21 protein-coding genes are annotated in these 21529 nt (G+C 48.1%); 11 read left to right on the top strand and 10 right to left on the bottom strand.

The genetic code is table 11. From position 1 onward, the window contains the following. The first annotated feature begins 78 nt into the window (after positions 1-78). The 10 genes from WKT20_RS10035 (at position 79) to WKT20_RS09990 (ending at position 10334) form a co-directional block, all read left to right on the top strand. Positions 79-1287, top strand: coding sequence for a TlpA family protein disulfide reductase (locus WKT20_RS10035; RefSeq protein WP_118242638.1), 1209 nt, complete (start codon positions 79-81; stop codon positions 1285-1287). 89 nt (positions 1288-1376) lie between these two features. Next, positions 1377-1766, top strand: a complete 390-nt coding sequence (locus WKT20_RS10030) for a hypothetical protein (protein WP_118242636.1) — start codon at positions 1377-1379, stop codon at positions 1764-1766. Between the two features lie 49 nt (positions 1767-1815). Then, positions 1816-2778 (top strand): biotin synthase BioB, encoded by a 963-nt coding sequence (gene bioB, locus WKT20_RS10025; RefSeq protein WP_118242635.1) that lies wholly within the window; start codon positions 1816-1818, stop codon positions 2776-2778. Continuing rightward, positions 2768-4057: an adenosylmethionine--8-amino-7-oxononanoate transaminase gene (gene bioA, locus WKT20_RS10020; protein WP_340417306.1), complete on the top strand. Its 1290-nt coding sequence runs from the start codon at positions 2768-2770 to the stop codon at positions 4055-4057. The genes bioB and bioA overlap by 11 nt, the downstream gene beginning before the upstream one ends. A gap of 18 nt (positions 4058-4075) precedes the next feature. Then, positions 4076-5251, top strand: a complete 1176-nt coding sequence (locus tag WKT20_RS10015) for an 8-amino-7-oxononanoate synthase (RefSeq protein ID WP_117702357.1) — start codon at positions 4076-4078, stop codon at positions 5249-5251. Positions 5252-5271: 20 nt separating this feature from the next. After that, positions 5272-5940 carry a DUF452 family protein gene (locus tag WKT20_RS10010; protein WP_340417305.1) on the top strand — a complete coding sequence of 223 codons (669 nt, stop codon included), beginning with the start codon at positions 5272-5274 and terminating at the stop codon, positions 5938-5940. Continuing rightward, the gene (gene bioC / locus WKT20_RS10005) at positions 5925-6674 is read left to right on the top strand and encodes a malonyl-ACP O-methyltransferase BioC (RefSeq protein WP_340417304.1); all 750 of its coding nucleotides are present in this window, start codon (positions 5925-5927) and stop codon (positions 6672-6674) included. The genes WKT20_RS10010 and bioC overlap by 16 nt, the downstream gene beginning before the upstream one ends. Positions 6675-6687: 13 nt before the next feature. Further along, on the top strand, positions 6688-7335 hold the full coding sequence (gene bioD, locus WKT20_RS10000; RefSeq protein ID WP_117702360.1) for a dethiobiotin synthase: 648 nt from the start codon (positions 6688-6690) through the stop codon (positions 7333-7335). Between the two features lie 131 nt (positions 7336-7466). Beyond that, the gene (locus WKT20_RS09995) at positions 7467-8693 is read left to right on the top strand and encodes a hypothetical protein (protein ID WP_317345298.1); all 1227 of its coding nucleotides are present in this window, start codon (positions 7467-7469) and stop codon (positions 8691-8693) included. A gap of 27 nt (positions 8694-8720) precedes the next feature. Continuing rightward, positions 8721-10334: a hypothetical protein gene (locus WKT20_RS09990; RefSeq protein ID WP_118242627.1), complete on the top strand. Its 1614-nt coding sequence runs from the start codon at positions 8721-8723 to the stop codon at positions 10332-10334. A gap of 67 nt (positions 10335-10401) precedes the next feature. Here WKT20_RS09990 and WKT20_RS09985 read toward each other — a convergent pair whose 3' ends face one another. From WKT20_RS09985 to WKT20_RS09940, 10 genes are all read right to left on the bottom strand, one after another. After that, positions 10402-11502 (bottom strand): DUF4421 domain-containing protein, encoded by a 1101-nt coding sequence (locus tag WKT20_RS09985; RefSeq protein WP_340417313.1) that lies wholly within the window; start codon positions 11500-11502, stop codon positions 10402-10404. A 75-nt stretch (positions 11503-11577) separates the two neighbouring features. Next, positions 11578-12567 carry a Gfo/Idh/MocA family protein gene (locus WKT20_RS09980; RefSeq protein ID WP_007561855.1) on the bottom strand — a complete coding sequence of 330 codons (990 nt, stop codon included), beginning with the start codon at positions 12565-12567 and terminating at the stop codon, positions 11578-11580. Between the two features lie 12 nt (positions 12568-12579). Continuing rightward, a complete protein-coding gene (locus WKT20_RS09975) occupies positions 12580-13398 on the bottom strand; it encodes a transporter substrate-binding domain-containing protein (protein ID WP_270653592.1) in 819 nt (272 codons plus the stop codon). A gap of 10 nt (positions 13399-13408) precedes the next feature. Continuing rightward, entirely contained in the window at positions 13409-15496 is a 2088-nt protein-coding gene (locus WKT20_RS09970) for a putative porin (RefSeq protein ID WP_340417303.1), read from the bottom strand. A 171-nt stretch (positions 15497-15667) separates the two neighbouring features. Then, positions 15668-16210, bottom strand: coding sequence for a 2-oxoacid:acceptor oxidoreductase family protein (locus WKT20_RS09965; protein ID WP_007561861.1), 543 nt, complete (start codon positions 16208-16210; stop codon positions 15668-15670). Between the two features lie 15 nt (positions 16211-16225). After that, positions 16226-16999, bottom strand: coding sequence for a thiamine pyrophosphate-dependent enzyme (locus WKT20_RS09960; protein WP_340417302.1), 774 nt, complete (start codon positions 16997-16999; stop codon positions 16226-16228). Between the two features lie 18 nt (positions 17000-17017). After that, a complete protein-coding gene (locus tag WKT20_RS09955) occupies positions 17018-17149 on the bottom strand; it encodes a hypothetical protein (protein ID WP_258361454.1) in 132 nt (43 codons plus the stop codon). Positions 17150-17194: 45 nt separating this feature from the next. Next, positions 17195-18277: a 3-methyl-2-oxobutanoate dehydrogenase subunit VorB gene (locus WKT20_RS09950; RefSeq protein WP_040313010.1), complete on the bottom strand. Its 1083-nt coding sequence runs from the start codon at positions 18275-18277 to the stop codon at positions 17195-17197. A 29-nt stretch (positions 18278-18306) separates the two neighbouring features. Next, positions 18307-18537, bottom strand: coding sequence for a 4Fe-4S binding protein (locus tag WKT20_RS09945; RefSeq protein WP_007561869.1), 231 nt, complete (start codon positions 18535-18537; stop codon positions 18307-18309). Positions 18538-18549: 12 nt separating this feature from the next. Then, on the bottom strand, positions 18550-18828 hold the full coding sequence (locus WKT20_RS09940) for a tetratricopeptide repeat protein (protein ID WP_022052453.1): 279 nt from the start codon (positions 18826-18828) through the stop codon (positions 18550-18552). Between the two features lie 352 nt (positions 18829-19180). Between WKT20_RS09940 and WKT20_RS09935 the strand changes: the two genes are divergently transcribed. Next, positions 19181-21475, top strand: a complete 2295-nt coding sequence (locus WKT20_RS09935; protein ID WP_118163094.1) for a bifunctional dihydroorotate dehydrogenase B NAD binding subunit/NADPH-dependent glutamate synthase — start codon at positions 19181-19183, stop codon at positions 21473-21475. The last annotated feature ends 54 nt before the right edge of the window (positions 21476-21529 follow it).

The following is a 21529-nucleotide window of genomic DNA, read 5'->3' as shown; positions in this document are numbered from 1 at the left end:
GCTTAAATGCTTCTGAGAGAAGTTGGAATGTAATCCTGTATTTTAGAGCGGGCTCATTTTTTATAGAAATATAATGTCATGAAAATCATTGTAATATTATTCTTCTCCATGTTATTGGCTCTGCCGACTTACGGACAAAATAGAGAGACGGACTATCTGTCGCATGTACTGGAGAAAATGAACGCTGTAGAATCGGTAACCTATCATTGTGTGAAAAAGGCATGGGAACCGGGAGACAAAGAGCCGGTGTACAGTGTGCCAACAGAAATTTATGAGCATGTGAATCCGCAGGATACTGCTGTGGGGTATTCTTTCTTGTGTGCCTCGGATAAGGAATTCAGACAACCACTTTGGGTATATGACGGAACTGTGTTTGCTTACATAGAGAAAGAAGAAAAAGAAGTAAGGATAGATGATTTCACTCAGAAAAGTCCCCTTCCATTCAGAGTTATTATGCCGCAAGCTTTTGGTTGCATGAAATCCATTCTTGAGTATGTATTGAACACTCAGGATAGCATAGTCCTCAGCTTGAAGGATGAGGGGAAAGATTATCTGATGGAATTAAGTATCCATACACCGTATCAGGTGGAGTTCTTTGGTAAAGCTTGTTACATGCCGCAGAATCCGTATATATATGATCCGACATCTATTTACAAAATCTGGATTTCAAAAGAAAATGACATGCCTTATCGTTATCGCAGGGAGATGCAGCATAGCATCAGTGAGGGTATTTGTTCTGATTTTGTGTATAATCCTTATGGAAAGGGAAAAATTGTGGCGGAAGATTATTATCCGGCAGATTATGTGCGGCGTATAAAAGGAGAGAAGTCTCAGAAGGCGACAGTGGATATGACGGGTAAAAAAGCTCCAGACTGGACGCTTACTGATATGAAGGGGCAGCAGGTTTCTTTAAGCGGTATAAAGTCGAAGGTCATCTTGTTGCAGTTCACAGGGATAGGCTGCGGACCATGTAAGATTTCGATTCCTTTCTTGAATAGGTTGAGAAAAGAATATGCGGTGAACGAGCTTGAAGTGCTGGCTGTGGAAACGTGGGGAAGGTCGAAGTCGTCTTGCGAAGCCTATGTGAAAAATCAGGGAATAGAATACAGTTTTCTGACAGCCGATAAGGATACAATTGCTAAACTTATAAATGATTATCAGGCTGGTAGCGGAGTTCCGCAGTTTTACTTGATAGGTAAAGATCGCACGATAATTGCAAAGTTTCAAGGCTATGCGGAAAAGACAACAGATGCAGAGATAGAAAAGAAGATAAAAGCGAATTTGTAGACCGAAAAAACGTATTCTCCTCAATCCTTGCATTTTCTGTAGATTTTTCTATACATTTGCAGCCATACATTTAAACAAAGAGAAAACAGATGCATCGTATCACTCCCTGTTCGCAAAAGGTCATGCTTCGGTTCCGTCGCTGGAGCCGGAAGGAATATGCTGCGTTTGTGAGCCTGCACCGTCATGTCACCATCGGACAGGTGGGACGAGGAATTGCAGATGCTTCATTGGGCAAGCAGAAAACGGCAGTGTGCGAGGGAAAGAAAACAGAAGGCACGTCATGGACTGACCTTTCAGAGGAAGATGCACTCTTTGGAAGTGGAGGACTAGGGCTTGGAGGAAGTCTATTCGAAACAGACCGGACAAGATTGTGGTGTCTGCTGGTGCCGCAAAGGGAAGAAGTGCCTGCGCTGCTTTTAGAGGAAATAAATAAGATAACAATAACCGGAAGGGGTGTACCCGTTTCAGGTCAAGTCTGACAGACTTAACCGAAGCGGATACATCCCTTCTTTTTTAGGATAAATACGTATGGAAAGATTACAGAAATTAGAAGAGAAGATAAAGGAAGGAGGCATGCTTACTTCGGAAGAGGCTTTGTGGCTGCTCGAGGAAGCGCCTTTTGAGGAACTGTGTGAGGTGGCTCACCGCATTACGGTGGCATACGCTTCACGGAAGTTTGACATGTGTTCCATTATTAACGCCAAGTCGGGTCGTTGCCCTGAAAACTGCAAATGGTGTGCCCAGTCGGTGCATCATCACACGGGTGTGGAGGAGTACGGACTGGTGAGCGAAGAAGAGTGTCTGCGTCAGGCAAAGATGAACGAGAACCAGGGTGTGGCTCGTTTCTCATTGGTGACCAGTGGTCGTCGGCCTTCAGCAGGAGAGGTGGAGAAACTTTGCGAGCACTTTGCATACCTTCGGGCGCACAGTAAGATTGAATTGTGTGCGTCGTTAGGACTGGCAACGGAAGAACAGCTTGCGGCCTTGTATCGTGCCGGGGTGAGCCGTTATCATTGCAACCTGGAAACGGCACCTTCGTTCTTTCCGACCTTGTGTTCCACGCATACGCAGGCACAGAAGATAGAAACGCTCCAGGCAGCTCGTCGGGCGGGCATGGACGTGTGTAGCGGAGGCATCATCGGCATGGGAGAAACGCCGGCCCAGCGGGTAGAACTGGCACTGACCTTGCGGGAACTGGAGGTACAGTCCATCCCGTTGAACTTGTTGCAGCCCATCAAGGGAACGCCGCTGGAACACGCAAAGCCGCTGACGGCGGAAGAGGTACTGCGTACGGTGGCCATGTTCCGCATGGTGAACCCGACGGCTTTCCTTCGCTTTGCCGGAGGGCGCTCGCAGTTGAGCGAGGAGACGGTGGACCGTGCGCTGTATGTGGGAATCAATTCGGCCATTGTGGGGGATTTGCTGACTACCCTTGGCTCAAAAGTAACAAAAGACAAAGAACGTATAAAGGAGGCAGGATATGAATTGTGAGAAATTGTTTGACGAATTTGACCGGAACCATTTGTGGCATCCGTACACTTCAACTTCAAATCCGCTGCCCACTTATAAGGTGGAACGGGCACAGGGTTGTACCTTGACGCTGGCCGACGGTACGGAACTGATTGATGGCATGTCATCGTGGTGGTGTGCTGTGCATGGATACAATCATCCGGTGTTGAACCAGGCAATAGAAGAACAGCTTCACCGGATGTCACACGTGATGTTCGGGGGACTGACACACGAGCCGGCTATCGAATTGGGAAAGGAATTGCTGAAAATCGTGCCTCCCAGCATGGAATACATTTTTTATGCCGACAGTGGGTCGGTGGCTGTGGAAGTGGCTTTGAAGATGGCGGTGCAGTATCAGTTTGTGGCAGGTCATCCGGAGAAGAACAATTTTGTGACCATCCGTTCGGGCTATCACGGCGATACGTGGAACGCCATGTCGGTATGCGACCCGGTAACGGGCATGCACAGCCTGTTTGGTTCGGCCCTTCCGGTGCGCTATTTTGTACCTTCTCCGCAGTGCCGTTTCGATGCGGAATGGGACGAGAGGGACATCGAACCCTTGCGTGAAGTCATCAATCAGCATCACGGTGAGCTGGCGGGACTGATTTTAGAGCCGATAGTGCAGGGGGCCGGCGGAATGCGTTTCTATCATCCGCAGTATTTGCGGGAGGCGGCACGCCTTTGTCGGGAACACGGCATGCTGTTGATCTTTGACGAGATTGCCACAGGCTTCGGACGTACGGGGAAATTGTTTGCATGGGAACATGCGCAGGTGGAACCGGACATCATGTGCATCGGCAAGGCACTGACCGGAGGGTATATGACCTTCTCGGCGGTGCTGGCTTCGGCAAAGGTGGCCGACTGTATTTCTTCCAAGGAGCCACGTGCGTTCATGCACGGTCCTACGTTTATGGGCAACCCGCTGGCTTGTGCCGTGGCACTGGCTTCCGTGCGTCTGTTGTTGTCGTCAGGCTGGCAGGAGAAGGTACTCCGCATTGAAGCACAGCTGAAAGAGGAACTGACACCGGCGGCTTTGTTGCCGCAGGTGGCCGATGTCAGGGTACTGGGTGCCATCGGAGTGATTGAAACCAAGAAGCCGGTCGACATGGGCTGGATGCAGCGTCGGTTTGTGGAAGAAGGTATTTGGGTGCGTCCGTTCGGACGGCTGGCTTATATCATGCCGCCTTTCATCATTCGTCCGGAAGAACTGACGAAACTGACGAGTGGTTTGTGTAAGATTGTCGGTGAAATGCCGGAATAAAAACAAAGGAGGTGAATTATGGAAAATGAAATACAACCCGGACTGGACGGAGATTTTCAGCTGGAACTGGATAAACTGGAGGCGTGTGGCAACCTGCGTGTGTTGCCGGAAACCTGTAGCGAAGGGAAATGGATTGAGGCCGGCGGACGAAGGATGTTGAACCTGTCGTCGAACGATTATCTGGGACTGGCTTCGGATAAGGCGTTGCGTGAGGAATTTCTGCGGACGGTGAAGGAAAGGGATTTGTGCTTTTCTTCCTCGTCTTCACGGTTGCTGACGGGCAACTTCCCAGCCTATAGGGAACTGGAATCGCTGCTGGCTTCGTTGTTTGGAGCGGAGAGTGCACTGGTGTTCAGCAGCGGGTATCACATGAATACGGGAATTCTTCCGGCGGTGACCGATGCAAATACGCTGATTTTAGCCGACAAATTAGTGCATGCAAGTCTGATTGACGGCATCCGCTTGTCGGCGGCCAAGTGCATCCGTTACCGTCATCAGGACTATGCACAGTTGGAGAATCTGCTGGCCAAACATCACGGCGAGTATCACCGGATTATTGTAGTGACCGAAAGTGTGTTCAGCATGGACGGTGACGTGGCTTCGCTCGACCGGCTGGTGGAACTGAAGCGCCGTTATACCAACGTGATGCTGTATGTAGACGAGGCGCACGGCATTGCCGTACGGGGCCAGCGAGGGCTGGGGGTAGCCGAGGAACAAGGTTGCCTGAAGGACATCGATTTCTTGTGCGGTACCTTCGGCAAGGCGATGGCTTCCGTGGGAGCGTATGTAGTGTGCCGGAAGGTGATACGCGATTACCTGGTGAACCGGATGCGTACGTTGATTTTCACCACGGCCTTGCCGCCTATCAATGTGGCATGGATGCGCTTTGTCTTGTCGCACCTGGAAGATATGCAGGCACGGCGGGAGCATCTGGCCAGAATCTCAGCAAGCCTGCGGACGGCTATCCGTGAGAGTGGGGTGGAATGTCCGTCGGAAAGTCATATTATTCCCCTGGTAGTGGGAGCCAATGAGAAGGCCATCTGGAAGGCCTTGCAGATGCAGGAACGCGGCTTTTATGTGTTGCCCGTGCGTCCGCCTACCGTACCCGAGGGAACAGCGAGGTTGCGTTTCTCGCTGACTTCGCTGATTGAAGAAGAGGAAATGGCACGGTTGTGTCATGAAATGAAAGCATGAAAACAGAAAGAAATTAAGATATGAAACAACGGTTTATCAAGAAGGAAGGAAATTCTACATTGCTGCTCTTCTTTGCCGGATGGGGCTCGGACGAAAATTTATTTGCCGGACCGGTGCAGGAGGAATGCGACTGCCTGTTGTGTTTCGACTATAAGGATTTGGATTTTGACTACAGTCTGCTGGAGGGTTACAAGGAGATACGGGTCATGGCCTGGTCCATGGGGGTATGGGTAGCCTGCCAGACGTTGGCCGGAAAAGAATATCCTTATGGGATGAGGCTGGCAGTGAACGGTACGCCTTTCCCTATTCATGATACAAAAGGCATTCCTGAATCCATCTTTCAGGGAACTTTGGAGAATTTTTCGGAACCGGTACTGATTCGTTTCCGTCGGCGGATTTGCGGGTCGGCCGCACAGGTGAAGACATTCCTGTCGCATCACCCTTATCGGGAGGTAGACGATTTGCACCAAGAGCTGGCGGCTTTGTGGACGGCAGTAAAGAATCGTCCGGCTGTGGAGTGGACTTGGGGCAAGGCGATTGTCGGGACGAACGACAAGATTTTTCCGCCTCAGAACCAGCGCGAAGCCTGGAAGGGAGTGGCCGTGGAAGAAGTGGATGCGGAACACTATGACGAGGAGTTGTTCCGTGAGTTGCTGAACGGAGAAAGTCGCTTATGGACAAGGCCCTGATTAGTCGGTGCTTTGCCAAGGCCGTGGGAACTTACCTGGACAAGGCCGACGTGCAGCGTTACGTGGCATCCCGGATGGCGGAACTGACCGGGCGTTACATTCCTTCGGACATACAGGAGCGGGTGCTGGAAATAGGCTGCGGTACGGGCATGTTCACGCGGATGTACTTGCAGCAGGCTGTACCGGAAGAAATGTGGCTGAATGACCTTTGTCCGGAAGTGGAACCTTACCTGGCAGATGTGCTGGGTGAAAAGGTGCATTTCATGGCGAAGGATGCAGAGACATTAGCCTTTCCGGAAGGACAGGACCTGATTGTATCGTGCTCGGCGGTGCAGTGGTTTGAAGATTTGCCACGTTTCTTTTCAGGATGCCGGAAGTTGCTGCACGAAGGGGGATACCTGGCTTTCAGTACCTTTGGTCCCCACAATACGGAGGAGGTGGCGACACTGACTGCGGCGGGATTGTCGTATCCGTCGCTGGAGGAACTGAAAGAGATGCTGACGGCACGTTATGAAGTGGTATATACCCACGAGGAACAGTTGCGCTTATCATTCTCTTCTCCTTTGGATGTGTTGAAGCATTTGAAGGAGACTGGAGTGACAGGCACGGCTGCACAGCCATGGACACGCGGTAGGTTGCAGGAGTTCTGCCGGAATTATACGAAACAGTTTTCGGATGAACGTGGAAAGGTGTACCTGACCTTTCATCCTATTTATATGATATGTAGAAAATAAAAAGGTTACGAGTATGAAAAAGAATGTATATTTTGTCAGCGGTATCGATACCAATATCGGAAAGAGTTATGCTACGGCTTACCTGGCTAAGACCTGGAATGAACGGGGTATCCGTACCATTACGGAGAAACTGATTCAGACGGGGAATACGGACATGTCGGAAGATATCGAGCTGCACCGCCGGATTATGGGTACCGACTTGTTGCCGGAAGATAAGGAACGATTGACCATGCCGGAGATTTTTTCTTATCCCTGTTCTCCGCACCTGGCAGCGGAGATAGACAAGCGTCCGATTGATTTCGACAAGATTGAACGTGCCACTCAGACACTGAGCGAACGCTATGATGCGGTGTTGCTGGAAGGAGCCGGAGGACTGATGGTGCCGCTGACCCGTGAACTGCTGACCATCGACTATGTGGCACAGAAACAGTACCCGCTGGTGTTCGTCACTTCCGGTCGTTTGGGAAGCATTAACCACACGTTGCTGAGCCTGGAAGCGATGACGCGTCGGGGCATCCGTCTGCATACGCTGGTCTACAACCTCTTTCCGGAAGAAGACGATGAGATTATCCGTCGCGATACGGAGGAATATATGCGCGACTTGCTGAAACGGGAATATCCAGACGCAGAGTTTGTGGTAGTTCCGTTCCTGGGAGTGTAAAAAAATTGAGCATTCGACAAGTTTAGGGAAACCCCTATCTCGAAATAGGGATTTCCTGCTTGATGGGGAGAAATATCTTTCTAATTTTGTATCAGATTAAAAAGGTGAAACCGTTAAATGATATAATTATGATGAAGGTGAAAGTATTTGCTTCGTTGATGTTGGCTGGCTTGCCATTTATTTTGGCAGCGCAGAGTAACGACGACCTTTACTTCGTTCCGAAGAAAAAAACGGAAACGAAGAAGGAGACCGTAGTGGCTCCGAAGCAGAATAGTCAGGAGACAACGGTGTATTCCACATCGACTACTTCCACTCCGGTTGTAGTGAAAGATGTGGCAGGAAATACGCGTGATGTAGATGAGTACAACCGTCGGTATACATCGCGTGAAAATACATTCTCTATGCAGAATGATACGCTTTACATTCAGGAAAAACCGTATGGCGAACGAGGAGAATGGGTGAACGGATTTGAAGGTTCGCAGGATGATTACGAATATGCCATGCGTATCGTTCGTTTCCGGAGTCCGCGTTATGCCATACCGGTAAGCAGTCCGTTGTACTGGGATGTAGTGTATGGTGCTTTCCCGTCATGGGACTGGAATGTGTATGATGATGGACTTTATGCTTATGTATTTCCTACCTACAGCAATCCGTTGTGGTGGGATTGGAGATGGAACTGGAGCATAGCCGGGCCGAGATTCAGTTTTGGCTGGGGATGGTCTTCTCCATGGTATTATAGCAGCTGGTATTCTCCATACTGGTATGGCGGTTACTGGGGTGGCTATTGGGGAGGTTACTGGGCCGGTTACTGGGGACCGGGGTGGCATCATCATTATCCGTCGTATGGATGGGGAGGAGGATGGCATGGTCATTCTTATACCTACAATAACCGCCGTGCAGAGAATGTGGTACGGAGAGGTACTGTGGGCTCTGTATTCGACCATAATGGCCGAACAGGAGGTCGTGTGATGAGTGCTTTGGATCAAAACGGTAGAACGGGAGGTCGTGTAGTGAGTGGAACTAATGGGGTACGTTCTGTACGTCCGGATGACGCTACAAGAGTACGTAGCACAGGTGTGAGATATACACGTCCTTCACAAGGTATTGGTGAATCTACTTATTCTCGTCCAAGCAGTACGCGTCCTAATTCTTATCGTAATACGGGAGCGTTTAACCGCATGAACCAGAATAGCAGCAACCGGATGAACGGAATAAACAATTCACGGACAAATTCAAACTCATCTGTCAGAAGCTATAACAACTTTGGAGGAGGTAGCTATCGCTCTACTACAACCCGTAGTGGAGGCTCTTCAAGAAGTGTAAGTTCTGGTGGTGGCGGAGGTGCACACAGAAGATAGTCTGAACATTAAATTAAGAAATCAAGTATGAAAAGGAAATATATGTATGCGATGGCCTGCTCATTGATGTGCAGTGCGCAGGCTATGGCGCAGAATGCGTATGATGCGGCTCGCTATGCTGGTGATGAGTTAAACGGTACGGCCCGATTTGTAGGTATGGGAGGAGCCATGGGAGCTTTGGGAGCGGATATTTCTACTATTGGTACCAATCCTGCTGGTATCGGTTTGTTTAGGGGGCATGACTTGTCTACTTCCTTTGGTATGAACAGCACAAAGGCTGAGAGTGACTTTGGAGGGGAGAAGATGAATGACAAGCGGAATAAGGCTTCCTTTGATCAGATTGGTTTTGTGTATTCCACAAAGATTGGTAATCGTACTACACTTCGCTACCTGAATTTTGGATTCAATTACCATAAGAGTCGTAATTTTAACAGAATGTTTGCGGCTGGAGGAATGCTTAATGGGCTTTCACAAACGCAGCAGATGGCCAATATGGTGGGAGGAACCATTTTCTCCATAGATGAGATAAATAATATTTATAATTATGGAATGGAAGGTCATAGTAACCTGTCTAATCCATATAATAATGTCAATTATCCATATTTAGGCGTAATGGGTATTCGTACTGGTTTGGTAGGAGTAGGTACTTTTGACGATGGAAAAGGAGGAACCTATCAATTACCGATTGGGTGGAATGGAAATTCCAGTGGATTCCGCAGTCGGGAAGAGGGTGGTATTAACCAGTATGATTTTAACGTTGCATTTAATGTGGAAGACCGGATGTATTTCGGAATTACATTGGGTGTGAATGATGTGGATTATACGCGTAGCACCTATTATACAGAAGACTTGTATGATGGTAGTCATTCCGGTTTCTATGAGTTGCGGAATCTGTATCGAACGGAAGGATCGGGAATTAATTTGAAACTTGGAGCTATTTTCCGACCCATAGAAGAATCTCCGTTCCGTTTCGGTTTTGCCATTCATACGCCTACCTGGTATTCATTGACAGATATCTATTCTTCTGAAATTTATTCAGAACTGAATTATAACTATGAAAATGAGGATGATAACAAGCAGTTTAAGGCGAATGAAAGAACTATAGATTATGCCGGAGAATCTGTGCAGGACTATCGTTTGGTTACTCCATGGAAATTCAATGTCAGTGCAGGAACGACTTTAGGAGGTATCATGGCTTTAGGTGCGGAATATGAGTACGCCAATTTCGGCTCTTCTCGCTTGTATTATAATGATGGAACTCCGATGGAGAATCAGAATGAGTATACCAAATCTACGCTGAAAGGGCAACATACACTGCGTTTGGGAATGGAAACTCGTATATCTTCTGCGTTTAGCGTAAGAGCGGGTTACAATTATTCTACATCGGTTTATAAGGATGGTGCATACAAGTCGTTGAATGCAAATGATATGCGTACAGATACAGAATATGCTAATGATTTAGCCCGTAATACGGTAACTGTGGGCTTGGGTTACAGATGCAAGTGGTTCTACACTGACTTAGCTTATAAATATGATGTATATAAGTCTGATTTCTATGCATTCAGTGATGCGGCTTTGCAGGCTACGAAAGTGACTAATGAACGTCATCAGTTGCTGCTTACACTGGGCGTTCACTTCTAGAAGTTCATTGTGTTTGTTTTATTTAAATACGGGAGTTGCTTTTATTCACTGGGGCAGCTCCCTTTTTTTATTCTTTTTTCTCACAGTATTCTTTCTTTTTCCAGAAGTTGAATCCCATGTAGATACGTAAGCTTCCGAAAGAGTTGGTCATAGAGAAGGAGGGTTTCCGGTAGTCATACGTGTGGAGTACGAGAGACGCTCCTACATAGTATTTGCTGTTGTTCCAGGTGATGCCGGCACGTGTAATCAGATCAAAGTTGATGTCTTTTATCCATTGTGCCCAGTCGGTTCCGCTTTGAGTAGGCTGGTCGTTGATACGTGCTTTTTTATAGGCTATGGCGGGAAGGAGAGAAACATTCAGCAGACAATTCTTAGCGAATACCCAGTTGTAACCGTAGCCAACACTAAGGTTGTAGTCGGTATAGCGCAGGCTATGAAATTTCAGGGAGGAACTGAGCTGCTGTTGCATTTCCTCGGGCAATTGGGTATGGTTGAAGGAAATGTTATGCTGGGAATAGGAAAATCCGGCCAGCAGGGAGCCACAGCTTTTCCGTTGGTTGGTCGACTGGCTATAGGCCGCAGGATAAGAAAAGCGCTTGTGGTTGAAAATCCAGTAGGCATTTAGTCCTTTGATGTTGCTTTGAAAACCGTTGAACTGTGTGTTCGTATAGCTTTGGCTCAGGTTAAACTTTTCATAGGAAGACAGCTTGAAGTTGCTGCCTGTTTTCCGGTAATACAAGTCTACACCAAATTTAGCGCTGTATAGATTGAATACAATTTCTTTTCGGGGAGCTTTTTCTTTCCCTTTGCCGATAAGGTCTTTGATGTCGAAAGAAAGTCCTAAAAAGATCCATCTCCAGCCGAAATAGACTCCTAACTTAGTATTGATGTTCGGGGCAAAATTCAGACTTTGTCCGTCATTGCTGCCCAACCGGTAATGTTCATACCAGGAACTTTGCTCCAGCATGAAGGCCAGATTATATTTGTTGGGAGAGATGTAAGTGGTGTCTATGGTGTTCAGTTTGGCCCCAGCCTTCTTGATTTCTTCTCCAGTGTACTTGATGGAACGGACAATACCGTCGGTCAGACTGCTTAATGACAGTCGGGGAGAAGCCACAGGGGCTGGTTCGTTGATTGACACGCTGTCTTTCTTCTCTACCTGAGCCATGGTGTGCGTCGGATAGAAAAGGAGTATAGACAGTATGGTCAACAAAGAGAGTGGCTTCACCCCATCGTGTATTAGTTAAAGTTTGTTCAGAATGCGGTCCATTACCCAGTTGGTAGGAGTGGCACTGACCCCGTCGCAGGTGCAGACTGCCTTTCCTTGCAGATGCTCTACTACAGCTTTAATCAGCGGAAGCTGTACATGAGGAGGGTTAGGAGGCAGGATTTCTTCACGTCCACGTTCCGTATGCAGGGCTATCGGGTCGTAGGTGAAGACGGAAAAGCAGATCATACCTTTGTCTCCGATAATTTCAATACGGTCTTCCTTGGCGGAGTCGTGAGCTACGAAGCACCATGAACCTGAGCCGGGCAGGCCGGAGTCAAACTTGAAGCAGGCACTGATTGTATCTTCTGCTTCATACAGTCCGCCACGGTTACATTTGTATCCTTCTGCTTCCAGGATGCATCCGAACATGTCCTGCAATAAATCGAGCTGATGGGGAGCCAGGTCGTAGAAATAACCTCCACCTGCAATATCAGGTTGCACACGCCACGGCAGGTTCTTGCTGTTGTAGTCGAGTGCACGCGGGGGCTGTGCGAAACGAATCTGCACGTTGATAACGTTGCCGATTTCGCCTTCTTCCACTAACTGACGGACTTTTTGAAAGTAGGGCAGGTAGCGGCGGTAATAGGCTACGAAGCAAGGTACTCCAGTTTCTTTTGAGATACGGTTGATACGTGCGCAGTCTTCATAGCTGGCAGCCATCGGCTTCTCGATGTATACTGGTTTGCCGGCCTTCATCGCCATGATGGCAAATGTGGCATGCGAAGAAGGAGGAGTAGCGATGTAAATGGCATTCACATCTTCGTCTCCAATCAACTCTTGTGCGTCGGTGTACCATCGGGGTATCTGATGGCGTATGGCGTAGGATTTGGCTTTCTCTTCGTCGCGGCTCATGACGGCAACCACCCGTGAGCCTTCTATCATGTTAAAAGCGGGTCCGCTTTTCTTTTCGGTGACTTCACCGCATCCGATGAATCCCCAGTTTACTTTATCTAGTTTGATCATAGATGAGTGGTTTTAATGAAAGTATTTCTTATATAATTTCTGATAGTCTTCGCTTTTCATGTACTCGTCGAGCCATTGGTTCAGGCTGTCGAGCAGGATGGGAGAATGTTTAGCTACTCCCCATGCGTAGAATTGGGTGAAACTGATGTCTGTATCAATATCCAGGTTTGGATATAGGTGCATGTTTGCCTTGGCAATATTCTCGTCGCACACGGCATAGTCAATGTCACCTCCGGAAACCATGGCCATGAGTTGTTCAGGACCGTATTGTTCTATCTCCTGAATATAGATGGTGTCGGCTATCTCGCTGATGAGGTTGTGCAGGCGCAGCAGGGCAGGAGAGCCTTTGACCACATGCAGGGTTTTGTGTCCTAACTCCAGTTGGTTGTGTATGTACAGACTGTCTTTCCCTTTTTCTGGTTTGCGCTGTACCAGTACCTGCTTGCTGAGCAGCAGAGTGTGGCTGAAAAGAAGGGAGTCTTTGGAACGGGTAGTTACGGTTGTTTCCGTAGCAATCAGGTCGTATTTTCCTTTGTTGAGGCCTTTCAACCGTTCCTCAAAACTCATTTCCGGAGTGACTTCCAGCCGTAGGTTCTTGGCTTGTGCAAAGGCATTCAGCAGTTCGTAGTCAAAGCCGGACAGACTGTCCTTGTCGGCATGATAGCTGATGGTATTGTATTCCGTTACTGCACGGAGGATACCTGACTCGATGATTTCCGGATAGTCGCGTGGTGTGAACTTCGGTTCTTCTTCATGGTGTGAACAGAGCCGGAGTATGGCGACAAGAATAATCAATCCGCCTGCCAGATATAGAATTTGGTTTCTCTTCATAGGCAGAGAATTAATCAAAGAAGTTCCATGAGAGTCCTACTTTCAGGATACGCGGGTTAAGCGGATAGTGCGGAGCCAGGAAGTAGCTCTTTTCTCCCGTACGCTGCAGCAGGTTATACATCTGTACGAAGATACGCGTACGTTTCAGGTGCAGGTTGATGTAGCCGTTGATGAGGGGGTAGCCTCCGATTTTATAACGTGTGTCCGGATTTTGCAGGTAGAATTGTCCGATAGCCGGAGCATAGTCGGGGGCATAATATTGTGTAAAGTAACGCATATCGGCTCCCATTTCAATGCTCAACACCTTCTTGGCCAGTCCGAACCGGATGTACAGGTCGTGATAGAGTACAAGTTCCGGCAAGGGAAGCACGGTCTTGTTGCTGGTCTTCTGGTAGGTGATTTCATTGTCTAAGTGAAGGATGCCCAACTTGAAGTCCTGACGCAGGCTGGCACTGAACACTTGGATGTTTCCGGAATGCTGGCGTACGGCCATGTCGTTCTTGTAGCTGACCACATCGTTGGCGTTGGTATATTTCACCGAAGCATTGTCCAGATACGTATAGTTGGTGATATTTTCTACTCCCGCCTTCAACTGTGTCCGCCAGCGGTCGATGCTCAGCTTTCCTTCAATGCGTGTACGCATGATTTTGCTCAGGTCATTGTCCCACCAGTAATGTTTGGAGTGGAAATGGCGGTAGTAGAACGTTGGATTCAGGTTTTTGATATAGGCATTGGCTTCCAGACGTACGGTATCGTTGAACAGGCGGAAGTTCAGGTCACCTTGTCCTTCTACGCTGAACTGTCCGGCATCTTCTCCAATCATGGCTATTTCACCCAACACATTGTAGTGCAGTGTCTTTCCCTGTGACTTGATAAGCTGGCCTCCGATAGACAATACATTCTCTTTGTGAGTTGTCGGGATGCGTCGTCCCGGAGTGCCGGTAATGGTATCAGTCAGCGTAAAGTTACGATGCTCAAAGCTGGCAAAAACGGTCAGTCCGGCTTTGGCCCATTTGTTGAATCCTTCCCGCAGGGCAATGCCGACGGTGTTCTTGATAGAGAAGTTCTTGGTGATGTCCAGTGAATCCTTGCCCAGGTAGTTATGTTCAAAGTATTCTTCATTCTGGCCTACGTCATAAGACACGTATTTTCTGCGGTTGATATCTACGTTGACGGTATGAATGAAGCTGGTTACTGGTACGAATACCTCTTTAGTAATCGTATCGTTCTCTGTTGTTTCATCGCGATAGAATCCTAAATTGTATCGGTGAGTCAGGAAGGCATGATACCCGGTATTGTTGTTCCAGATATTTGACAGATTGGTCGGGATAGAATACGTTTCGTAGGTTCGGTTTCCCTCGGCCATCTCCAGCGGGTTGGTGATGTAGCGGTCGTCTGTGATACCTCCGTTTTCGGCCACCTTCAGGTTTTCATTGATAAAGCTGAAGTGCATGTCGTACTGGTCGCCGTGATAGTAGGCAAAGAGATTACCGTTGAACAGCGCCGTTGACTGGCTGTCGTATTTTCCTCGTCCGTAGGTGTAGTCAATGTCGAATCCGAAGCCTAAACGCTTGTTCACATTCACGGCAAAGTAAGCTTTGAAACGTTCCTCTCCGTAACGTCCGTCTCCCTGCTTGAAGTAGGTCAGGTTGGTGAACGGTGACTTGGTATTGGTATATACCACGTCACTGGGTTTCCGTACGGTGAAGTCGTATGGGTCAGTAAAGAAAAACTGGCTGCTTTCTTTCCGTTCAAAGAACACGTGTGAGATACGCGGTGCTCCCAAGTTACCTAAGTAAGTATAATGTCCCGTAGGACCTCCCGTATCATTGGAGTTCTGGAAACCATGTTGCAGGGTGTCGACCGGAACGGGGGTCATTTCTCCAAATCGTGTGTCGATTTTCCAGGCATTCAGTCCCACCGGTACGGTGCTGGCATCAATTACTGCGGTTGTATCTATCGGATTACCGTTTCGGTCATATCTGTTGCCGTCCATTCCGGTGGCCGACATTCCTTGTCCGTATTGGGAAATGGTGTTCTGTGCCGAGAGGGCGGTGCACACCAGTATGAATAGGGTTGTAAAAAATAGCTTCTTCATAATGGGGCAAAGATACAATAAAAATGCGAAAACGGGAGATTGTGGCTTTCAAAAAGTAGCATTGGAGATGTTAGAAGTGAAACTCTGGAAAAAGAAGCAGGCTGCCAACCGCATTTCTTTCTGTAAATGCGCTGGCAGCCTGTGATATAGAAGTACGCTTCCGGTAAGAAATCAGACTTCCTTGATGATGTCCATACCGATATGTATGGCTTCTTCGTTCATCGGAATCAGGTGATGGTGACGCTCAGGCAAAGTTTTACGCAGGGCTTTCACCACACTTTCGATTGATACGATGGGACGGATTTTCAACAATCCTCCCAATACAATCATGTTGAAGGTCTTAGCCATTTTTCGTTCGTTGGCTTCGTCCATGGCATCAATGCGATACACATGGATGTCCTTGCGTGTAGGAGGGTTGATGATGCCGTATCCGTCGTAAATCAATACTCCACCTGGCTTAACTTTGCTTTCAAACTTGGCAAGCGAAGGCTGGTTCAGGATGATGGCTGTGTCATACTTGCTGAGAATCGGGGATGAGATACGCTCGTCGCTCACAATGACAGTGACGTTGGCCGTACCTCCGCGCTGTTCCGGACCGTAGGCTGGCATCCAAGTCACCTCCTTGTTTTCCATCAGACCGGAATATGCCAGGATTTTTCCCATGGAAAGAACTCCCTGACCTCCAAATCCTGCTATGATAATTTCCTCTTTCATATAATGTGCAAATAATTATTTATTTTCGGTAGTATCTTTCAGGTCGCCCAGCGGGTAGAAGGGGAACATGTGTTCTTCCATCCATTTGTTGGCGGCTTCGGGTGTCATTTTCCATCCGGAGTTGCAGGTAGATACGATTTCTATCAGACTGGAGCCTTTTTTCTGCATGGAACATTCGAATGCCTTGCGGATGGCTTTCTTAGCCTTGCGGATGGCAGCCACTGACTGCACTGACTGGCGGGTTACGTAAGCGGTACCTTCCAGTGTAGCGGCAATTTCGGTCATCTTCAGCGGGTAACCGTGGATTTCCGGAACACGTCCGTACGGGCAGGTAGAAGTCTTCATACCCACCAGCGTGGTCGGAGCCATCTGGCCGCCGGTCATACCATAGATGGCATTGTTGATGAAAATGATGGTGATGTTTTCTCCGCGGTTCAGGGCGTGAATGGTTTCGGCCGTACCGATGCAGGCCAGGTCACCGTCGCCCTGATAGGTAAATACCAGGCGGTCGGGCCATAAGCGCTTGATGGCAGTAGCCAGGGCAGGTGCACGTCCGTGTGCGGCTTCCTGACAGTCTATATCCAGGTAATTATACATGAACACGGCACAACCTACCGGACTTACTCCGACAGCTTTCTCGGCCATGCCCATTTCGTCGATGACTTCGGCAATCAGTTTGTGAACTACTCCGTGACTGCATCCCGGACAGTAGTGCATAGGGTTATCGTTCAGCAGGCGAGGCTTCTGATAAACCAGATTTTCAGGTTTGATTATATCTTCTTTTGTCATAATTAGTTCTCCTGTAGTTTATCGTAGAAAGAAACGAAACACGAATTCCATCATCTTCAGGAAAAGAGAGGCACCGCACACATAAAAGAATACGGTCTTGTCTTCGCCCAATGTGAAGTAGAGAATAACGGAAATCAATGCTCCAATCATAAACAGTACGTTTAAGACGGCTCTTATTCTATCGGTATCCATAACTTATTTCTGAATCAGTTTTTCCTTGATGGCTTCGATTACTTCATCCGGATCGGGTACGATACCTCCCAGACGTCCGAAATGTTCTACGGGTACCTTACATTCTACGGCCAGACGGACATCTTCAATCATCTGTCCGCTGTTCAGTTCCACGGTCAGGATACCTTTCACCTGTTTAGCTCTTTCTTTCAGGGCCTTGCTTGGGAACGGCCATAATGTAATCGGACGGAACAGACCTACCTTGATGCCTTCTTCGCGTGCATGCTCCATGGCTTTCTGTGCGATACGTGCACAAGAACCGAAAGCTACAATCAGGTATTCAGCATCTTCTGTGTCAAGCTCTTCGTAGCGTGTTTCTTTTTCTTCGATTTCTGCGTATTTAGCCTGCAAGTGCAAGTTGCGCTGTTCCATGATGGCCGGATCCAGTTCCAATGAGGTGATGATATTGGGCTTGCGTCCCTTGCAGCCGGTCGTTGCCCACGGACATTGGGCCAGAATCTCTTCTTCCGTACGTCTGGGGCGATATTCCGGAAGCACTACCTTTTCCATCATCTGACCGATAACACCGTCAGCCAGAATCATAGCTGGATTGCGGTATTTGAAAGCCAGATCGAAAGCCAGCCCTACAAAGTCAGCCATTTCCTGTACGGAAGCCGGAGCCAGTGCAATCAGGTGATAGTCGCCGTGACCGCCTCCCTTGGTAGTCTGGAAATAGTCGGCCTGACTGGGCTGAATAGTACCCAGACCCGGACCTCCTCGCATCACGTTGACCACCAGACAAGGAAGTTCCGCACCTGCGATGTAGGAGATACCTTCCTGCTTCAAGCTGACGCCCGGACTGGAGGATGAAGTCATGACCATTTTTCCACTGCCGGCGCCTCCGTATACCATATTAATTGCTGCCACTTCACTTTCAGCCTGAAGAACTACCATTCCGGTAGTTTCCCATGGCTTCTGTTCGGCAAGCGTTTCCAATACTTCAGATTGGGGGGTGATAGGGTAACCGAAGTAACCGTCCACGCCGATACGGATGGCGGCATGGGCTATGGCCTCGTTACCTTTCATAAGAACAACTTCTTCTGCCATAATTTTTCGATTTTGCTTGTTGGGCATTTTTATTCTTCACTTTTCGCTCTGTATACGGTCAGACAACCGTCCGGGCACACAATGGCGCACGAAGAGCATCCGTTACAGGTATCTTCCACTACCTGCTGTACGTAATTATATCCTTTTTGATTTACTTTCGGGGTGAGTGACAACACATGCAGCGGGCATGCTACCACACATAAGTTGCATCCCTTGCAGCGTTCGGTATTTACGATAACCACACCTTTCATCTTAGCCATAGTATATATCTCTTATTGATTAAACATATCTTTATTATAAAAGTTAAGTATATCCATCACCATCTTTCGTGCATCGGCTGCCGGACTTTCCGGGTCCAGGGCAATCGCTTCCTGATAATTGTTGAGCGCTCCCTGCCAGTCACCTTTTTTCCGATAGGCGTTTCCCAAAAGATAATATGCTTCCGCCGTGGGCGAGGAAGCCGTTTGCAACCAATCATTCAGGCGAGATATAGCGGTGTCTACATGTCCTTCATTTATCAGTTGTCTGATGTGATTCAGTTGTTCATTCATGGTCTTTTATGTCATATTGTAACCTTACAAAGATAGTCTTTAATTTGGTACGAGAGTCATTTTTACGGAATAAATAGTAAAAAATGCCGATTTTCCTTTTTTAGGTATTGTGTAAAATGCTGATTTATAATATATTCTAATGCTGTGGTTTTTGTTTCAATTGAAAAAGATGCATATCTAACTAATTGCTTAAAATAATGAAGGGTGTAACAGATTTGTCAGATATTGTAAGGGGTTACCAAAAGTTTATTGAATGAGCAGAATCTATTTGATTATGTCATTATTTCTTTTAACTTTGTGGCAATTTATTCATGAAACAAACAACTAAATAATTAACTTATCAGATAGAATTATGAACAGGATTCTTCAGAAGGAACATTTTTCCGAAAAGGTCTTCAAACTGGTGCTTGAGGCTCCTTTGATTGCAAAGTCGCGTAAGGCGGGACATTTTGTCATTGTCCGTGTAGGCGAGAAGGGGGAACGCATGCCTTTGACCATTGCAGCAGCCGATCCGGTGAAGGGAACCATTACTTTGGTGGTGCAGGAAGTCGGACTTTCGTCCACTCGTTTGTGCGAACTGAATGTGGGTGATTACATTACAGATGTGGTAGGTCCGCTGGGAAAGGCTACTCATATTGAAAACTTCGGAACGGTGGTTTGTGCCGGAGGTGGTGTAGGTGTGGCTCCGATGTTGCCTATCGTGCAGGCATTGAAGGCTGCGGGAAACCGGGTCATTACCGTGCTGGCCGGACGTACCAAGGAACTGATTATTCTTGAAAAGGAAATGCGTGAGAGTTCGGACGAAGTGATTATCATGACGGACGACGGTTCTTACGGACAGAAAGGTTTGGTTACTGAAGGAGTAGAAGCAGTCATCAAACGTGAAAAGGTGGACAAGTGTTTTGCCATTGGTCCGGCCATCATGATGAAATTTGTCTGCCTTCTGACCAAGAAATATGATATTCCGACTGATGTGTCGCTGAACACCATTATGGTGGATGGTACGGGCATGTGTGGTGCTTGTCGTATCACCGTGGGCGGAAAGACGAAGTTCGTATGTGTGGATGGTCCGGAATTCGACGGTCATCAGGTGGACTTCGACGAGATGCTGAAACGTATGGGAGCCTTCAAGGATATTGAACGTGAAGAAATTCATAAACTGGATACAAAACCTGCAACTTGTGAAGCTGAACAGGCTGCTTCCGGACGAAACGCTGAATGGCGTGAAGCGTTGCGCAAGAGCATGAAGCCGAAAGAACGTACGGCTATTCCGCGCGTGAAGATGAACGAACTGGATCCGGAATACCGTTCACACAGCCGCAAGGAAGAAGTGAACTTGGGACTGAGCGAAGAGCAGGCGCTGACAGAAGCCAAGCGTTGTCTGGACTGTGCCAATCCTTCTTGTATGGAAGGCTGTCCGGTGGGTATTGACATTCCGGGCTTTGTCAAGAACATCGAACGCGGAGAATTCCTGGAAGCAGCGCGTACGCTGAAAAAGACCAGTGCGCTTCCAGCCGTATGTGGCCGTGTCTGTCCGCAGGAAAAGCAGTGTGAATCGAAATGTATTCATCTGAAGATGGGACACGAAGCGGTAGCTATCGGTTACCTGGAACGTTTCGCTGCTGACTATGAACGTGAAAGCGGACAGATTTCAGTGCCCGAAATTGCAGCCAAGAACGGTATCAAGATTGCAGTAGTGGGTTCAGGACCTGCCGGATTATCGTTTGCAGGCGATATGGCCAAGATGGGTTACGACGTAACTGTGTTCGAGGCACTGCATGAAATTGGTGGTGTATTGAAATACGGTATTCCTGAATTCCGTCTGCCGAACAAGATTGTGGATGTGGAAATCGAAAACCTGTCTAAGATGGGTGTGACTTTCGTGAAGGACTGCATCATAGGCAAGACCATCAGTGTGGAAGACCTCGAAAGTGAAGGTTTCAAGGGAATCTTCGTTGCTTCGGGTGCTGGACTGCCTAACTTCATGAACATTCCGGGCGAGAACTCCATCAATATCATGTCTTCGAATGAATATCTGACACGTGTGAACCTGATGGATGCAGCCAGCGAAGATGCCGATACTCCGGTGACATTCGGCAAGCGAGTGGCTGTAATCGGTGGTGGAAATACAGCGATGGATTCTGTACGTACCGCGCGTCGTCTGGGAGCAGAGAAAGCGATGATTATCTACCGTCGTTCAGAAGCAGAAATGCCGGCCCGTCTGGAAGAGGTGAAGCATGCCAAGGAAGAAGGTGTAGAATTCCTGACATTGCACAATCCGATAGAATACATTGCCGATGAGAAGGGACGTGTAAAACAGGTGGTATTGCAGAAAATGGAACTGGGTGAGCCTGATGCTTCCGGTCGTCGTAGTCCGGTTGCCATTCCGGGAGCTACAGTAACTCTCGACATCGACATGGCCATTGTCAGTGTAGGTGTATCGCCTAACCCGATTGTGCCGAATTCTATTCCGGGGCTGGAATTAGGACGCAAGGGAACCATTGCCGTCAACGATGACATGCAGTCGTCTATCCCGACCATCTATGCCGGTGGTGACATCGTGCGCGGTGGAGCTACTGTAATCTTGGCGATGGGTGACGGACGCCGTGCGGCCGCAGCTATGGACCGCCAGCTTCGTCAGGCATAAAAGCAAGCTTGAAAATCGGGCATAAAAAAAACGCTTTGACGTTTGTAATAGAAC

The organism is Phocaeicola sp. ICN-14070, assembly GCF_037892625.1.
GTDB classification, from domain to species: domain Bacteria; phylum Bacteroidota; class Bacteroidia; order Bacteroidales; family Bacteroidaceae; genus Phocaeicola; species Phocaeicola plebeius.
Note: the sequence above shows the minus strand (reverse complement) of the source record. Positions and strands in the feature narration are given on the sequence as shown.

Bases quoted from the DNA above. Each gene is read 5' to 3' on its own strand.
- WKT20_RS10030 (WP_118242636.1), top strand. From the start codon at position 1,377: ATGCATCGTATCACTCCCTGTTCGCAAAAGGTCATGCTTCGGTTCCGT.
- WKT20_RS10010 (WP_340417305.1), top strand. From the start codon at position 5,272: ATGAAACAACGGTTTATCAAGAAGGAAGGAAATTCTACATTGCTGCTC.
- WKT20_RS09970 (WP_340417303.1), bottom strand. From the start codon at position 15,496: ATGAAGAAGCTATTTTTTACAACCCTATTCATACTGGTGTGCACCGCC.
- WKT20_RS09945 (WP_007561869.1), bottom strand. From the start codon at position 18,537: ATGGCTAAGATGAAAGGTGTGGTTATCGTAAATACCGAACGCTGCAAG.
- WKT20_RS09990 (WP_118242627.1), top strand. From the start codon at position 8,721: ATGAAAAGGAAATATATGTATGCGATGGCCTGCTCATTGATGTGCAGT.
- WKT20_RS09985 (WP_340417313.1), bottom strand. From the start codon at position 11,502: ATGGCTCAGGTAGAGAAGAAAGACAGCGTGTCAATCAACGAACCAGCC.
- WKT20_RS10015 (WP_117702357.1), top strand. From the start codon at position 4,076: ATGGAAAATGAAATACAACCCGGACTGGACGGAGATTTTCAGCTGGAA.
- WKT20_RS09935 (WP_118163094.1), top strand. From the start codon at position 19,181: ATGAACAGGATTCTTCAGAAGGAACATTTTTCCGAAAAGGTCTTCAAA.
- WKT20_RS10035 (WP_118242638.1), top strand. From the start codon at position 79: ATGAAAATCATTGTAATATTATTCTTCTCCATGTTATTGGCTCTGCCG.
- WKT20_RS09995 (WP_317345298.1), top strand. From the start codon at position 7,467: ATGAAGGTGAAAGTATTTGCTTCGTTGATGTTGGCTGGCTTGCCATTT.
- bioA (WP_340417306.1), top strand. From the start codon at position 2,768: ATGAATTGTGAGAAATTGTTTGACGAATTTGACCGGAACCATTTGTGG.
- WKT20_RS09950 (WP_040313010.1), bottom strand. From the start codon at position 18,277: ATGGCAGAAGAAGTTGTTCTTATGAAAGGTAACGAGGCCATAGCCCAT.
- WKT20_RS09955 (WP_258361454.1), bottom strand. From the start codon at position 17,149: ATGATTGGAGCATTGATTTCCGTTATTCTCTACTTCACATTGGGCGAA.
- bioB (WP_118242635.1), top strand. From the start codon at position 1,816: ATGGAAAGATTACAGAAATTAGAAGAGAAGATAAAGGAAGGAGGCATG.
- WKT20_RS09960 (WP_340417302.1), bottom strand. From the start codon at position 16,999: ATGACAAAAGAAGATATAATCAAACCTGAAAATCTGGTTTATCAGAAG.
- WKT20_RS09980 (WP_007561855.1), bottom strand. From the start codon at position 12,567: ATGATCAAACTAGATAAAGTAAACTGGGGATTCATCGGATGCGGTGAA.
- bioC (WP_340417304.1), top strand. From the start codon at position 5,925: ATGGACAAGGCCCTGATTAGTCGGTGCTTTGCCAAGGCCGTGGGAACT.
- bioD (WP_117702360.1), top strand. From the start codon at position 6,688: ATGAAAAAGAATGTATATTTTGTCAGCGGTATCGATACCAATATCGGA.
- WKT20_RS09965 (WP_007561861.1), bottom strand. From the start codon at position 16,210: ATGAAAGAGGAAATTATCATAGCAGGATTTGGAGGTCAGGGAGTTCTT.
- WKT20_RS09975 (WP_270653592.1), bottom strand. From the start codon at position 13,398: ATGAAGAGAAACCAAATTCTATATCTGGCAGGCGGATTGATTATTCTT.
- WKT20_RS09940 (WP_022052453.1), bottom strand. From the start codon at position 18,828: ATGAATGAACAACTGAATCACATCAGACAACTGATAAATGAAGGACAT.